Here is a 15,494-nt window from a genome sequence, read left to right on the forward strand (position 1 = left end):
TTACCTTTTATCCTAAAAAGACATAATGCTTATATATTTAAGGAGGAAATTGAATAATGATTACAGCAAAGTTAGTTAAAGAATTAAGAGAAAAAACTGGTGCAGGGATGATGGACTGTAAAAAAGCTTTAACAGAAACAGTTGGAGATTTAGAAAAGGCTGTTGAAGTTTTAAGAGAAAAAGGATTAGCTGCTGCTGCTAAAAAAGCAGGAAGAGTTGCTGCTGAAGGTATAGTTAAAACTTACGTATCAGAAGATAATAAAGTTGCTTCTATGGTAGAAGTAAACTGTGAAACAGATTTCGTTGCAGCTAACGAAGAGTTTGTAGCATTTGCTACAGAATTAGCTAAATTAGCAGCTAACTCAAACGTTCAAACTGTTGAAGAGTTAGTAAATGAAAAAATGGGAGATAAAACTGTTTCTGAAACACTTACAGCATTAGTTGCTAAATTAGGTGAAAACATGACAGTTAGAAGATTCGAAAGAATGTCAATCGAAAAAGGAGCTATTCAAAGCTACATCCACGGTGGTGGAAGAATTGGAGTTTTAGTAGAAATCGCTTGTGAAGCTAACAGTCCAGTAGTTACTGAAGTAGCTAGAGAAGTTTGTATGCAAGTTGCAGCTGCTAACCCATTATTCTTAAACAGAGATGGTGTTGATACAGAATCTTTAGAAAAAGAAAAAGAAATCTATAGAGTTCAAGCTTTAAATGAAGGAAAGCCAGAAAAAATCGTTGAAAAAATGGTTACTGGAAGAATTCAAAAGTACTACAAAGAAGTATGTCTTGTAGACCAAGTTTGGGTTAAAGATGGAGATAAAACAATAACTAAATTATTAGAAGAAAAATCAAAAGAAGTAGGTTCTCCAATGACAATAAGCAAGTTTGCTAGATTCGAAAGAGGAGAAGGAATCGAAAAAGTAGAAGAGGATTTTGCTGCAGAAGTTGCAAAACAAATGGGTAAATAATTCTACTTTCTGAGGAGAGAACACTTTGTGTTCTCTTTTTTTGAAAAATTAAATAAAATATAAAAAGTTGAAATTTTGGAGGGATTTGAAAATGGCTGATTGTAAATACAAGAGAGTAATGCTTAAGCTTTCAGGAGAAGCATTAGCAGGAAATAATGGATTTGGGATAGATTTTACTATGGCAACAAGAATTGCTGAGGAAATAAAGATTTTAGTAGAGCAAGGTGTTGAAGTTGGAGCTGTTGTTGGTGGTGGAAACATCTGGAGAGGTAGAAGCGGAGAAGGTATGGATAGAACAACTGCTGACTACATGGGAATGATGGCTACTTGTATAAATGCTTTAGCACTTCAAGATTCATTAGAACAATTAGGAGTAAATACAAGAGTTCAAACTGCTATAGAAATGAAAGAGATAGCTGAGCCTTTTATTAGAAGAAGAGCTATGAGACACTTAGAAAAAGGAAGAGTGGTTATATTTGCAGCAGGAACTGGAAATCCTTATTTTACAACTGATACAACTGCTGCATTAAGAGCAGCTGAAATTGAGGCTGATGCTATACTTTTAGCTAAAAATGTTGACGGAGTTTACGATAAAGATCCAAACAAGTTTGACGATGCAGTAAAATATGATAAACTATCTTATATAGAGGTTTTAGAAAGAGGACTTCAAGTTATGGATTCAACAGCTATATCTCTATGTATGGATAATGAAATTCCAATATTAGTTTTTGGTTTAGATGAACCAGGAAATATACAAAAAGCTATTACAGGTCAAGAAATAGGAACTATAGTTTCAAAATAAGGAGGATATATATGGTTAAGAGCATTATAAAAAATTCAGAAGAAAAAATGCAAAAAACTATCAGTGTTTTAAAAACTGATTTATCAACAATGAAAGCAGGAAGAGCAAACCCAACTATGCTTGATAGAGTTCAAGTAGAGTATTATGGAAGTATGTGTCCACTTTCGCAAGTTGCAAATATTTCAGCACCAGAGCCTAGAGTATTACAAATATCACCTTGGGAAGCATCTTTATTAAAAGATATAGAAAAGGCAATATTAGTATCTGATTTAGGATTAAACCCTTCAAATGATGGAAGCATAATAAGACTTATAATTCCTGAATTAACAGAAGAAACAAGAAAAACTCTTGTTAAAAATGTTAAAAAAGTAGGAGAAGATTCAAAGGTTGCATTAAGATCTATAAGAAGAGATGCAAATGATAAGATTAAAGCCCTTAAAAAAGATGGGGAATTAACTGATGATGAAGTTAAAAAAGCAGAAGGTGATGTTCAAAAAATCACTGATAAGTTTTCAAAAGAAATAGATGGTTTAGTAGATGCTAAAGAAAAAGAAGTTATGTCAATTTAATTAAAAAACCTGCTTTTGCAGGTTTTTTAAATAATTATATGGGGAGATTTTGATATGATAAAGTTCTTTAAAGGTGAAAAAGTAAAAGGAACAGAAGAAGATATAAGTATTGATATGGAAAATATACCACAGCATATTGCTATAATAATGGATGGGAATGGAAGATGGGCAAAAAAAAGAAAGCTTCCAAGAACTATGGGGCATAAAGCTGGTGTAGAAACAATAAGAAGAATATTAAAAGAAGCAGATAGATTAGGCATAAGGTATATGACTCTTTATGCTTTTTCAACTGAAAATTGGAAAAGACCTAAAGAGGAAGTTGGAGCTTTAATGAAGCTTTTAGTTCAATATTTAAGACAAGAGATAAATGAACTACATAAAAAGGGTGTTAAAATAAATGTTTTAGGTGATATAAGTATGTTACCTAAAGAGTGTGTAGAGGAAATAGAAAAGTCTATAGAGAGAACAAAAGATAATACAGGTATAACTATGAATATAGCCCTTAATTATGGCGGTAGAAATGAAATAATTAGAGGGATTAAAGAGATAGCTAAAGAAATACAAGATGGAAAAATAGAAGTTTCAGATATAAATGAAGATATGTTTGAAAATTATTTATATACAAAAGGAGTTCCAGATCCTGATATTATTATTAGACCATCAGGGGAACAAAGATTAAGTAATTTCTTATTATGGCAATGTGCTTATTCAGAGTTTTGGTACTCAAATATATGTTGGCCAGATTTTAAAGAAAAAGACCTTCACCAAGCAATATATGACTTCCAAAGACGTGATAGAAGGTTTGGGGGAATAAAAAAATAAAAGAGGTGATTTTTTAGTGAAATCAGATAATAGATATTTAGGAGCTCTGATTATAGCACCATTTATTATATTTATATTTTTAGGTGGAATATATTTAGAGGGATTAACTGTAGCATTATCATTAATTGGATTACATGAATTTTATAATGCCTTAAAGGCGAAAAATTTCAAACCTTTTCCAATTGCAGGATATCTTTTAGTTGTTATTTATTATTTAACTAATAATGACTTGTCAGTTACTATGTATGCATTAATTTTTATAACATTTATTTTATTAATGTTACCAGTAATAAATTTAAAATATACATTTATAGATGTAGGAATCACTATTTTAGGATTCCTTTATGTAGGAATATTGTTCTCTTTTATTTATTTAGTTAGTACAAAAAATGGAGGAGAATTCTTAGTATGGCTTATATTTATAGGTTCATGGGTAACTGATACCGCAGCATATTATTCTGGAAAGTTATTTGGAAAACATAAACTTTGTCCAAAGGTTAGTCCAAAGAAAACAATTGAAGGGTCAATTGGAGGAGCTATTGGAGCTACAATTGGATGTGGTTTATTTGGAGTAATATTATTCTTTGGTTTTAATATTTATATAATGCCACTTTATAATTTCTTTATTATAGGAGCTTTATGTGGAGTATTTAGCCAATTTGGAGATTTGGTTGCATCATCTGTAAAAAGATATGTAGGTATAAAAGATTATAGTAAGCTTATACCAGGACATGGTGGAATACTAGATAGATTTGATAGTATTTTGTTCTCAGGATTAATAGTATTTTATTATTTAACATTTATAGTTAGATAGATTTAAAGTCTTTGAAGATTACTTCTTCATAAGGCTTTTTTTTTTGCATATAAATACTTATGTGGAGGGAAAGATTATGAGAACTTTAAATTTAGAAAAAATAAAAGAAATTTTTATTTGGGGGATTGGAATAGTAATTTTTATTTTTTTAGTAGAAAAATATTTTAAACCATTTATATGGATTTTAATATTATATTTTTTAGGAAATCCCATAAATAAATTTTTAAGAGAAAAAATAAGATATAAAGGACTTAGTGCAGGAATAACAATTTTGTTTTTGAATGCTATAGTTATAATTACTATACTTTATTTATGGAATGCATTATATAGTGAAATAAGTGAAATTATAAGAAATAATGTAATGGAGATAAAAGAAATATTAATGAAGGGTGAGAAGTTTATAGAAGGTATTATAGGAGAAATAAATATAATAAAAAGTATAGGAAATATAATGAATTTTGATTATATTAAGATTGGAGCAGAAACAACTGGTGATAATATTATAGCTTACTTCATAGGAAATGCATGTACATTTTTTGCTTTAGCAGATAAAGAGAAAATAAAAAGAAAAATAAAGGAATTGATTCCAAATAAAATAAATAAGCGTATTTTAAGAATAATGATAAATTTAAAAAATGTTTTAAAGATACAATTTGTATTATTAATGATTTCCACAACAATAATTATTATAGGTTTTAAAGTACTTAGAATAGAAAATTCAGTATTAATAGGTATAGTATGCGGTATTTTAGATATTTTACCTTATGTTGGAACTATAATTGTATTTATACCAATAATAATATACAATATTATTGTAAAAAAGTATTTAATATCATTTGGATTAGTATGTCTTTATTTACTTATACAAATTATAAGAGAGATATTAGAGGCAAAGTTGGTTAGCAATAAGTTTAATATACATCCATTATTATCATTTTTATCTATTTATATAGGGGTGAAAATTTTTGGATTTATTGGAATATTTATAGGGCCAATATTTTGTATGACATTATTAGATATAATAAATGAAAATTAGAAAGCCTGGAGGAAAATAGATGAAGAACATATCAATATTAGGGGTTACAGGGTCTATAGGGATGCAAACCCTAGATGTAATAAGAAAAAGTTCAGATATAAGGGTTATAGGTATAACTGCGAATACATCTGTAGAAAAAATGAAAGAAATAATAGACGAATTTAAACCTAAATATGTGGGAATGATGGATTTAAATTCTTCAAAGGAATTACTTAAATATACTAAAGAAAAATCATTAGATATTGAAGTGGGATGTGGAATTGAAAGCCTCATACAGATTGCTACACTAAAAGAAGTTGATACTGTAGTAACATCAGTAGTTGGAATGATAGGGCTTAGACCAACGATAGAAGCTATAAGAGCTAAGAAAGATATTGCACTTGCTAATAAAGAAACCCTTGTAGTAGCAGGAGAAATTGTTATGAAAGAAGCAAAAGAAAATGGAGTGAAAATACTTCCAGTAGATTCTGAGCATAGTGCAATTTTCCAAGCACTTAGAGGAAATAAGGAAAATGAAATAAAAAATATTTTATTAACAGCATCTGGTGGTCCTTTTAGAGGAAGAAAATTAGAAGAATTGAAGAAGGTTAGATTAAAAGATGCTTTAAATCATCCAAACTGGAGTATGGGAAGAAAGATAACAATTGATTCTGCAACTCTTATGAATAAGGGACTAGAAGTTATAGAAGCTCATTTTTTGTTTAATTGTGATTATGATAATATAAAGGTTGTAGTACATCCTCAAAGTATGATACATTCAATGATAGAATATAAGGATAATAGTGTAATAGCACAAATAGGATCTCCTGATATGAGATTACCTATACAATATGCACTTAACTATCCAGAGAGGAAAGAGGAGATTGCAAAAGCTATAGATTTTTATGAGATGTGTAGTTTAACATTTGAGAAGCCAGATATGGATACTTTTAAATGTCTAAAATTAGCTTTTGAAGCAGGAAAAAGAGGGGGGCTTATGCCAACCATTTTAAATGGAGCTAATGAAGAAGCTGTGTCATTATTCTTAGAAGAAAAAATTAAGTTTTTAGAGATAGGAGACATTATAGAGAAGGCTATAGAAACTTATAAAGAAAGAATAGATGACGATTTAACTGTTGAAAATATTATAAACTTAGATAGAGAAGTAAAAGAGTATGTAAGAAATAGTTTTTAGGAGGAAGAGGGTTTGTATATAATTTATGCGATACTAGCTTTTAGTTCATTAATAATAGTTCATGAGCTAGGACACTTTATATTAGCTAAGATAAATAGGGTAAAAGTAATTGAATTTTCAATTGGAATGGGGCCAAAGCTATTTACAATAAATAAGAATGATACTAAATATTCATTAGGGATACTGCCAATTGGAGGATATGTTCAAATGGCAGGTGAAATTGGTGATGAAGAAGAGGGGGAAACTGATTTAGAGGGAACTTTAAATAGTAAAAGACCAATTCAAAAGATATTAGTAATAGTGGCAGGAGTGTTTATGAATGTAATGCTATCTATAATAATATTTGGAGCTATAGGAAGTCATTTTGGATATGCAGTACCAACAATAGGGGAAGTAGCAAAAGGAAGTCCAGCTATGGAAGCTGGAATAAAACCTGGAGATGTTATAAAGAAAATTAATGGTGGAAATGTTATTGCAACTACCGATATAACAGCAGAAGTTGGAATGTCTAATGGAAAAGATGTAAATCTTTTAATAGATAGAGATGGAAAAGATTTAAATGTAAATTTAAAGCCAAAAGAAATAGAGGGAGCTTATTTAATAGGTGTAGGGTTTAAGGATATAAAAAATCCAACGCTTACAGAAAGTTTTAAGCATGGAGTTATAGAAAGTGTAAGTGTTATAAAGCAAACTTATAGAAGTCTTAAAATGCTTGTAACAGGGCAGGGGTCTGTTACGAAGGATGTAGGTGGACCTGTTACTATAATAAAAATGACAGGAGAAGCTGCAAAAATGGGGATATGGCCACTTCTAAATTTAACAGCATTTTTAAGTATAAACTTAGCTGTAATAAATGCATTGCCACTTCCAGCTTTAGATGGTGGAAGATGTCTTATCTATTTATTTGAAATGATAACAAGAATAAAAGTTCCAACGAAAGTTGAAAATGTAATAAATGCTATAGGATTTATTATGCTTATGGTTATAATGGTTTTAGTAACAATTAAAGATATAATATTCCCTATAGGACTATAAGGAGAAAACAATGGAAAGAAGAAAAACAAAAGTAGTAAAAATAGGTGAATTAAAAATTGGAGGAGATAATCCAGTAGTAATTCAGTCAATGACAAATACAGATACTAGAGATGTACAGAAAACGCTAGAACAAATAAACAAATTAGTAAATGAAGGATGTCAAATGGTAAGATGTGCAGTTCCAGATATGAAGGCTGCAGAGGCTATTAAAGAGATAGTTTTAAAATCACCAGTACCCATAGTTGCCGATATACACTTTGATTATAGACTAGCACTTAAAGTAATAGAAAATGGAATTTCTAAATTAAGAATAAATCCAGGTAATATTGGAAGTATAGATAGAGTTAAAGAAGTAGTAACTAAAGCAAAAGAGAAAAATATTCCAATAAGAATAGGAGTGAATTCAGGGTCTTTAGAAAAAGATATTTTAGAAAGAGATGGTAAACCTACTGCTAAAGGACTAGTGGAAAGTGCACTAAGACATGTTAAAATATTAGAGGACTTAGAATTTTATGATATAATTATTTCAATAAAATCATCAGATGTAAGAATGATGATAGAAGCTTATAGACTTATGAGTGAAAAGGTTGATTATCCTCTTCATTTAGGAGTAACAGAATCAGGAACTAAATTTAAAGGAACAATAAAATCAAGTGTTGGAATAGGAACACTTTTAGCAGAAGGTATCGGAGATACTATAAGAGTTTCTCTAACATCAGATCCTTTAGATGAAATTGAAGTTGCAAAAGAATTACTTCAAGCTTTAGGGCTTTATGAAAATGGAATTCAATTTATTTCATGCCCTACATGTGGAAGAACAGAAATAAAACTTATTGAAATTGCAGAAGAAGTTGAAAGAAGACTTAAGGGTTCTAAAAAGAAGATAAAGGTTGCTGTAATGGGTTGTGTTGTAAATGGGCCTGGAGAAGCTAGAGAAGCAGATATTGGAATTGCTGGTGGAAAAGGTGTTGGAATAATCTTTAGAAAAGGCGAAATAATTAAAAAAGTAAAAGAAGAAGAATTAGTAGAAGAATTATTGAAAGAAATAGAATCTCTATAAGAAGGAGGTCCTCAAAATTATTTTTGAGGACTCTAATTTTTAAGAGGAGGGGAAAGCATGGGAGAAGACTTTATTAAAGTTTTAAATAAAGAAATAAATAAAAATGAAACTTTAGAAGATAAGGAATTATCTTTAAAAAGATTTCAATTTTTTAAGAAGAGTAATGTTCTTAAAGTAATATTAAAAACAAAGGTATCACTAACAGAAGATGAAGAAAATTACATAGTAAAGCTTATAGAAAGTAGAATAGGAAAGAATTTTAAGATTGAACTTCAAATTTTTAAAGATGTAGAAGGAATGCCTCTAGAAAATATAGTAAAAGAGCATTGGATGGATATAGTTATGGAAATAGGTAAAAAGGTTCCATTAGCTACAGCTATGCTTTATTCTAAAAATAGAAGAGTAGAGGATAAAAAAGTTATTATAGAGTATGGTTGTGAAATGATTGTAGACCATGCTAAAAGAAAAAATGTAGGAAAAGAAATAACAAGAAAGATAAATGATATTTTTGGAGTAAATCCATTAGTTGAAATAATTTATAATGAAAAGTTAGAAGATAAGGGTTATGAAGAAGCTAAACAAGAAGAATACTTAAAAATAATGAAAGATGCAGTTAAAAATAGAGAATTAAGTCATTCAAATGGAGAGCAAAGAGAGGCTAAAAAAGAAGAAAAACCTAAACAAAAGAGCACATATAATAAGGAAAATTATAGACGTGAACCTAAAGATGAAAATACTATTTTAGGAAGAGGCATAAAAGATGAGCCTATAACTATTGATGAAATAGATGAAACATCGGGATATGTTGCGATAATTGGAGAAATATTTAAAACTGAAACTATTGAAACAAGAACAGGAAAAACAATTCTAACTTTCTATATAACTGACTATACAAGTTCTATAACTGTAAAATGCTTCTTAAAGGAAAAAGAGAAAGAGGAAGTTTTAGATAATGTTAAAAAAGGACTTTACTGTAAAGTTCGTGGAGAAGCTGTTTATGACACATATGCTAGAGAAGTAGTTATAATGGGTCGTGATATAGTAAGGATGAAAAAGATAGAAAGAATGGATGGAGCATCTGAAAAGAGAGTAGAACTTCATCTTCATACAGCTATGAGTACAATGGATGGAATGACATCTGTTGGAAAACTTGTAGAAAGAGCTGCTAAATGGGGACATAAAGCAATTGCAATAACAGACCATGGAGGAGTTCAATCATTTCCAGATGCACAAAGTGCTGCAAAGAAAAATAAAATAAAAGTTCTCTATGGAGTAGAAGGATATTTAGTTGATGATGGAGTACCAGTAGTGTTAGATGAAAGAGGTCAAGATTTAAACAGTGAATATGTAATATTTGACTTAGAGACAACAGGATTTTCACCTAAGAATGATAAAATTATTGAAATTGGTGCAGTAAAAATTAAAAATGGAAAAATAATTGATAGATTTAGTGAGTTTGTATATCCAGAAAGAAATATACCGTATAAAATAACAGAACTTACAGGAATAACTGATACTATGGTTGAAGGAGCAAAAACTATAGAAGAAATTCTTCCAGATTTTTTAGAATTTTGTAAAGGAAATGTATTAGTTGCACATAATGCAGCATTTGATACATCTTTTATAAAGCATAATTGTAGATTACAAAACTTAAAATATGATTTTACTGTATTAGATACAGTTCCACTCTCTAGATTTTTATATCCAGAACTTAAGAAAGTAAAATTAAATATTGTAGCTAAACATTTAGGAATATCTTTAGAAAATCACCATAGAGCAGTAGATGATGCAAAAGCTACTTGTGATATACTTCTAATTTGCTTTAAGAAGATGGAAGAGGAGTTAGAAATAACAACATTGAAAGAATTAAATGAGAAATTTTTAGAAAAATTTGATGTTAAAAAGCAACCTACTTCACATATAATAATACTTGCAAAAAATCAAAAAGGAATAAAAGATTTATATAAATTAGTATCAGAAGCTCATGTTGATAATTTCTTTAGAAGTGCTAGAACTAAAAAAAGTAAATTAGAAAGTATGAGAGATGGACTTATAATAGGTTCAGCTTGTGAAGCGGGAGAAGTATATAAGGCTGTTTTATCAGGAAAAAGTGATGAAGAACTTGAAAAAATAGCAGAGTTTTATGATTATTTAGAAATTCAACCACTTGGAAATAATAAATTCCTTATAGATAAAGGGAATGTTAAAGATGAAGAAGAATTAAGAGAGATAAACAAAAAAATATATAATCTAGGAAAAAAATTGGGAAAAAGAGTAGTAGCAACAGGAGATGTACATTTCTTAGAACCACACGATAGTGATTTTAGAAAAATAATAATGGCTGGAAAAGGATTTAAAGATGCTGATGATCAGCCACCTTTATATTATAAAACAACAGATGAAATGTTAAGAGAATTTAGATACTTAGGAATTGATGAAGCAAAAGAAGTTGTAATAACAGCACCTAATGAAATAGCAGATGAAGTAGAAGAGGTTAAACCTATTCCAGATGAAACTTACCCACCTAAAATAGAAGGTGCAGAAGAAGAAATAAAAGATATGGTGTTAACAAAGGTTCATAACATATATGGAGATGATTTACCAGAAGTTATACAAAAAAGATTGGATAAAGAGTTAAATTCAATTATAAACAATGGATATGCAGTTCTTTATCTTATTGCACAAAAATTAGTTGCAAAATCTTTAAAAGATGGATATCTAGTTGGTTCAAGGGGATCGGTTGGATCATCATTTGTAGCAACAATGTCAGATATAACAGAAGTTAATGGACTTCCACCTCATTATGTATGCCCTAATTGTAAAAAATCTGAATTTTTCTTAGATGGTTCAATAAGTTCAGGGGCAGACTTAGAAGACAAAAATTGTCCAGAGTGTGGAACTACTTATATAAAGGATGGGCATGATATACCTTTTGAAACTTTCCTTGGATTTGAGGGAGATAAAGAGCCGGATATTGACCTTAACTTCTCAGGAGATAATCAAGCTGATATCCATAGATATACAGAAGTTTTATTTGGAAAAGGATTTGTATTTAAAGCAGGAACAATAGGGACAGTTGCAGAGAAAACTGCTTATGGATATGTAAGAAAATATTTAGATGAAAGAGGAATAAGGACATCTAATGCGGAGATTGAAAGACTTACTCTTGGATGTACAGGGATAAAGAGAACGACAGGACAACATCCAGGAGGAATTATGGTTGTGCCTAGTGATAATGAAATATTTAACTTTACACCAATACAATATCCAGCAGATGATAATTCAGCAGATTTTATAACTACTCATTTTGATTACCACTCAATTAGTGGTAGACTTTTAAAGCTTGATATACTAGGACATGATGATCCTACTGTGTTAAGAATGCTTCAAGATTTAACAGGTCTTGATCCTAAAACTATTCCTTTAAATGATAAAAGAGTAATTAGTCTTTTTACAAGTGGAAAAGGAATTGGAATAGAGAGAGAAAAAATAGGTAGTGAAATATTTGGTGAAGTTGGAAGTTATGGACTTCCTGAGTTTGGAACTAAATTTGTTAGACAAATGCTTATAGATACACAGCCTAAAACTTTTGCAGATTTAGTTAGAATATCAGGTCTTTCACATGGGACTGACGTTTGGCTTAATAATGCTCAATATTTTATAAAAGAAGGATATACAACATTAAAAGACTGTATATCAACAAGAGATGACATTATGGTTTACTTAATGTATAGAGGATTACCACCTAAAACTGCCTTTACAATAATGGAAAAAGTAAGAAAAGGTAAAGGCTTAAGTGAAGATGACGAAACTTTAATGAAAGAAAATGATGTGCCAGAGTGGTATATTGAATCTTGTAAAAGAATTAAATATATGTTTCCAAAAGGGCATGCAGTGGCATATGTTATGATGGCAGTTAGAATAGCTTACTATAAAGTATACTATCCAGAAGCTTATTACGCTACATTCTTTACAGTTAGAGCAGATGAATTTGATGCAGAACTTATATCAAAAGGGGAGAGTGCTATAGTTGCAAAACTTGAAGAGTTATATGCTCTTGGAAATGCCGCAACTGTGAAAGATAAAGGAATGATAACATCACTTGAACTTTGTTATGAAATGAGTAAAAGAGGACTTAAATTCTTAAAGGTAGATCTTTATAAATCAGAAGCAGTTAAATTTATAATTGAAGAAGAAGGAGTTATAAGACCACCTATAAGTGCACTTCAAGGAGTTGGAGCAAATGCAGCAGAAGCTATAGTTGAAGCTAGAAAAGATGGAGAATTTATATCGAAAGAAGATTTAAGGCTTAGAGCTAAAATAACAAAAACTAATATAGAAACTTTATCAAATCATGGATGCTTAGAAGGAGTACCAGAGACAAATCAGCTTTCGCTCTTTTAATGAATTAAGAGTATTAACTGTTAGATAAAAATAATTTATATATTAGGAAAAATATAAAAAGAGGAGCTATCATTAAAGGGCTGATAAAAAATTAAAACTTGAATTAAATGAGAGAGTATGGTATCATTATAAAGAAAAGATTATTGCACGGAAGTATGAAAGGAGTGGGAGAGTATTTATCCCGCTCTTTCTATTTAATAAACGCAACTTGTTTTAGTTGCGTTTTTAATTAAAAAAGTACTTTTAGGGAATAATAATAAAAATTGAATATTTAAAAGGAGGTTAACATATGAAAAAAGATGCTTTAATGGAAAAATTAGAAGAGTTATTTTTACCGGTTACAAATGAATTAGGATATGAATTATATCATGTAGAATTTGTTCGTGAAGATGGGGAAAACTATTTAAGAGTTTATATTGATAGCGAAAAGGGAATAAAGTTAACTGATTGTGAAGCTGTTTCGAGACAAATAAGTGATGTTTTAGATACTGAAGATCCTATTGATAAATCATACTATTTAGAAGTATCATCACCAGGGATTGATAGAGGCTTATTTAAAGAGGAACATTTTAAAAATGCTTTAGGTAAAAAAGTATTTGTTAAATTTACAAGTGCAATAGATGGAAAAAAACATATCACAGGAATTTTAAGAAAAGTAAATGAAAGTGATATAATTATAGATGGGGATGTTACTATAAATATTCCAACAGAAAAAATAAAATCAGCGAACATACAAGGGGAGCTATAAGAGGAGGAAACTAAGATGAATGAAGAGTTTATAGTAGCTCTTGAAGAGATAACTAAACAAAAAGGAATAAGTAAGGATTTATTATTTGCAACTATTGAAGATGCAATGGTATCAGCTTATAAGAAAAACTATTCAAACCAATATACAAATGCTCAAAATGTTAAGGTTAGAATAAATAAAGATAATGGTGAAATAAAAGTATTTGCACAAAAGGTTGTTGTTGATGAGATATTTGATGATGTAACAGAAATTAGCCTTGAAGAAGCAAAAGAAATAAATCCAAGATTTGAAGTAGATGATATTGTTGAGATTGAAGTTACTCCAAAGAATTTTGGTAGAGTTGCAGCACAACATGCAAAACAAATGGTAACTCAAAGAATAAAAGAATCAGAAAGAAGTATTATATTCCAAGAATATAAAGAACTTGAATTTGATATAATCACAGGAACTATAATAAGAAAAGATAAAGGTTTAGTTTTTGTAAACCTTGGTAAAATTGAAGGTGTTATAGGACCAAATGAACAAATGAAAGGTGAGGAATATAAATTTAACGAAAAGTTAAAACTATATATAGTTGAAGTTAAATCAACTCCAAAAGGACCTCAAGTTCACGTTTCAAGAACACATCCGGGATTAGTTAAGAGACTATTTGAATTAGAAGTTCCAGAAATACAAGAAGGTATAGTAGAAATTAAAAGTATTTCAAGAGAAGCGGGTTCAAGAAGTAAAATAGCAGTATTCTCAAATGATGAAGAGATAGATCCAATGGGAGCATGTGTGGGACCAAAAGGAATCAGAGTTCAAGCAGTTGTAAATGAACTTAAAAATGAAAAGATTGATATAATTAAATGGAGCAAAGATCCAGCAGAGTTTATATCAAATTCATTAAGTCCTGCAAAAGTTATAAGTGTAGTAGCTAACGAAGAAACTAAGTCAGCAGAAGTAGTTGTTGATGATAATCAACTTTCTTTAGCAATTGGTAAAGAAGGGCAAAATGTTAGACTTGCAGCTAAATTAACTAATTGGAAAATAGATATAAAAAGCAAAAGTCAAAGTGAAGTTGAGGCTGAAGAAAAAGAAATTGCTGAAGAAATCGAAGAAGAAGTTGTAAATGAAATAATAGATGAAATCTTAGAGATTGAAGAGTAATTAAAGTGAGGTGTGATTTTTATGAAAATTAAAAAGATACCTTTGAGAATGTGCACAGGATGCTCAGAAATGAAACCTAAAAAAGAACTTATACGAGTTGTAAAATCTAAAGAGGGTGAAGTTTCAATTGATCTTGTAGGGAAAAAACCTGGAAGAGGAGCATATGTATGCAAATCAGAAGACTGCTTAAATAAGGCTTATAAGACAAAGAGATTAAGTAGAAATTTAGATGTTCAAATTGGTGAAGAGATTTATAATAGACTAAGGGAAGAAATGAATCATGAATAAGTTTTTCAATTTTTTAGGTCTTGTAAAGAGATCAGGTAATTTAATAGAAGGTTATAGTAAATGTGATGAACAAAGAAACAGAGCAAGACTAAAGCTTTTTATAATTTCAAAAGATGCATCAGAATCATCTAAGAAAAAGTTTTTAAAGCATTGCGAAGAAAAGAACATACCGTATATTGAAGATTTTAATAAAGAAGAATTAGGAGCTTCTATAGGTAAAGAAGAGATAAAAATATTAGCTATAAAAGATAAAAATATGGCAAATAAATTATTAAGTCTTTACAAGGAGGATCCGAAAATGTAAAAATTTAACCGGGGGTGACTGTATGTCAAAAATTAAGGTATATGAATTAGCAAAGGAACTTGGCGTAAGTTCAGTTGACTTAATTGAATTATTAAAAAAAGAATTTAACGTTGTGGCGAAAAACCATATGAGTATCATTGAAGAAGAAGATGCAGAGCTTATAAAAGAGCTTGTAGCTGAAGGTGGAGAAGACATCATTAAGAAAACTTTAGTAGATGAATACGAAGATATATTAGCTGAGGAAGTTAATAAAGGAAATAGAAAGAAAAAGAAAACTAGAAAGCAAATGGAAGCAGAAGCTGCGGCTTTAGCTGCTGCAAATAG

General features: G+C 29.8%; 15 protein-coding genes. All 15 read left to right on the forward strand.

The window, feature by feature from the left end:
• Positions 1 to 56 precede the first annotated feature (56 nt).
• A complete protein-coding gene (gene tsf / locus ACRDDY_RS04810; RefSeq protein WP_438563836.1) occupies positions 57 to 965 on the forward strand; it encodes a translation elongation factor Ts in 909 nt (302 codons plus the stop codon).
• A 91-nt stretch (positions 966 to 1,056) separates the two neighbouring features.
• Positions 1,057 to 1,767, forward strand: a complete 711-nt coding sequence (pyrH, locus tag ACRDDY_RS04815; protein ID WP_438563837.1) for a UMP kinase — start codon at positions 1,057 to 1,059, stop codon at positions 1,765 to 1,767.
• 11 nt (positions 1,768 to 1,778) lie between these two features.
• The gene (gene frr / locus ACRDDY_RS04820; RefSeq protein ID WP_438563838.1) at positions 1,779 to 2,336 is read left to right on the forward strand and encodes a ribosome recycling factor; all 558 of its coding nucleotides are present in this window, start codon (positions 1,779 to 1,781) and stop codon (positions 2,334 to 2,336) included.
• Between the two features lie 54 nt (positions 2,337 to 2,390).
• Positions 2,391 to 3,158 carry an isoprenyl transferase gene (locus ACRDDY_RS04825; protein WP_438563839.1) on the forward strand — a complete coding sequence of 256 codons (768 nt, stop codon included), beginning with the start codon at positions 2,391 to 2,393 and terminating at the stop codon, positions 3,156 to 3,158.
• Between the two features lie 16 nt (positions 3,159 to 3,174).
• The gene (locus ACRDDY_RS04830; RefSeq protein WP_438563840.1) at positions 3,175 to 3,972 is read left to right on the forward strand and encodes a phosphatidate cytidylyltransferase; all 798 of its coding nucleotides are present in this window, start codon (positions 3,175 to 3,177) and stop codon (positions 3,970 to 3,972) included.
• A 76-nt stretch (positions 3,973 to 4,048) separates the two neighbouring features.
• Positions 4,049 to 5,008 carry an AI-2E family transporter gene (locus ACRDDY_RS04835; RefSeq protein ID WP_438563841.1) on the forward strand — a complete coding sequence of 320 codons (960 nt, stop codon included), beginning with the start codon at positions 4,049 to 4,051 and terminating at the stop codon, positions 5,006 to 5,008.
• Positions 5,009 to 5,027: 19 nt separating this feature from the next.
• Positions 5,028 to 6,182 (forward strand): 1-deoxy-D-xylulose-5-phosphate reductoisomerase, encoded by a 1,155-nt coding sequence (gene dxr / locus ACRDDY_RS04840; protein WP_438563842.1) that lies wholly within the window; start codon positions 5,028 to 5,030, stop codon positions 6,180 to 6,182.
• A gap of 12 nt (positions 6,183 to 6,194) precedes the next feature.
• Positions 6,195 to 7,217, forward strand: a complete 1,023-nt coding sequence (gene rseP / locus ACRDDY_RS04845) for an RIP metalloprotease RseP (protein ID WP_438563843.1) — start codon at positions 6,195 to 6,197, stop codon at positions 7,215 to 7,217.
• 10 nt (positions 7,218 to 7,227) lie between these two features.
• Positions 7,228 to 8,277 carry a flavodoxin-dependent (E)-4-hydroxy-3-methylbut-2-enyl-diphosphate synthase gene (ispG, locus tag ACRDDY_RS04850; RefSeq protein WP_438563844.1) on the forward strand — a complete coding sequence of 350 codons (1,050 nt, stop codon included), beginning with the start codon at positions 7,228 to 7,230 and terminating at the stop codon, positions 8,275 to 8,277.
• Positions 8,278 to 8,334: 57 nt separating this feature from the next.
• Complete coding sequence (locus tag ACRDDY_RS04855) at positions 8,335 to 12,681, forward strand: PolC-type DNA polymerase III (protein ID WP_438563845.1); 4,347 nt, start codon at positions 8,335 to 8,337, stop codon at positions 12,679 to 12,681.
• A 289-nt stretch (positions 12,682 to 12,970) separates the two neighbouring features.
• Entirely contained in the window at positions 12,971 to 13,429 is a 459-nt protein-coding gene (gene rimP / locus ACRDDY_RS04860) for a ribosome maturation factor RimP (protein WP_438563846.1), read from the forward strand.
• A gap of 15 nt (positions 13,430 to 13,444) precedes the next feature.
• Positions 13,445 to 14,578, forward strand: coding sequence for a transcription termination factor NusA (gene nusA / locus ACRDDY_RS04865; RefSeq protein WP_438563847.1), 1,134 nt, complete (start codon positions 13,445 to 13,447; stop codon positions 14,576 to 14,578).
• 21 nt (positions 14,579 to 14,599) lie between these two features.
• Complete coding sequence (rnpM, locus tag ACRDDY_RS04870; RefSeq protein WP_438563848.1) at positions 14,600 to 14,866, forward strand: RNase P modulator RnpM; 267 nt, start codon at positions 14,600 to 14,602, stop codon at positions 14,864 to 14,866.
• Positions 14,859 to 15,170, forward strand: coding sequence for a ribosomal L7Ae/L30e/S12e/Gadd45 family protein (locus ACRDDY_RS04875; protein WP_438563849.1), 312 nt, complete (start codon positions 14,859 to 14,861; stop codon positions 15,168 to 15,170). Before rnpM ends, ACRDDY_RS04875 begins: the two co-directional genes overlap by 8 nt.
• A gap of 22 nt (positions 15,171 to 15,192) precedes the next feature.
• On the forward strand, positions 15,193 to 15,494 hold a 302-nt coding region (locus ACRDDY_RS04880; protein ID WP_438563850.1), incomplete at its 3' end, for a translation initiation factor IF-2 N-terminal domain-containing protein.

Source organism: Clostridium sp. (genome assembly GCF_051656525.1).
Lineage (GTDB): Bacteria > Bacillota > Clostridia > Clostridiales > Clostridiaceae > Clostridium.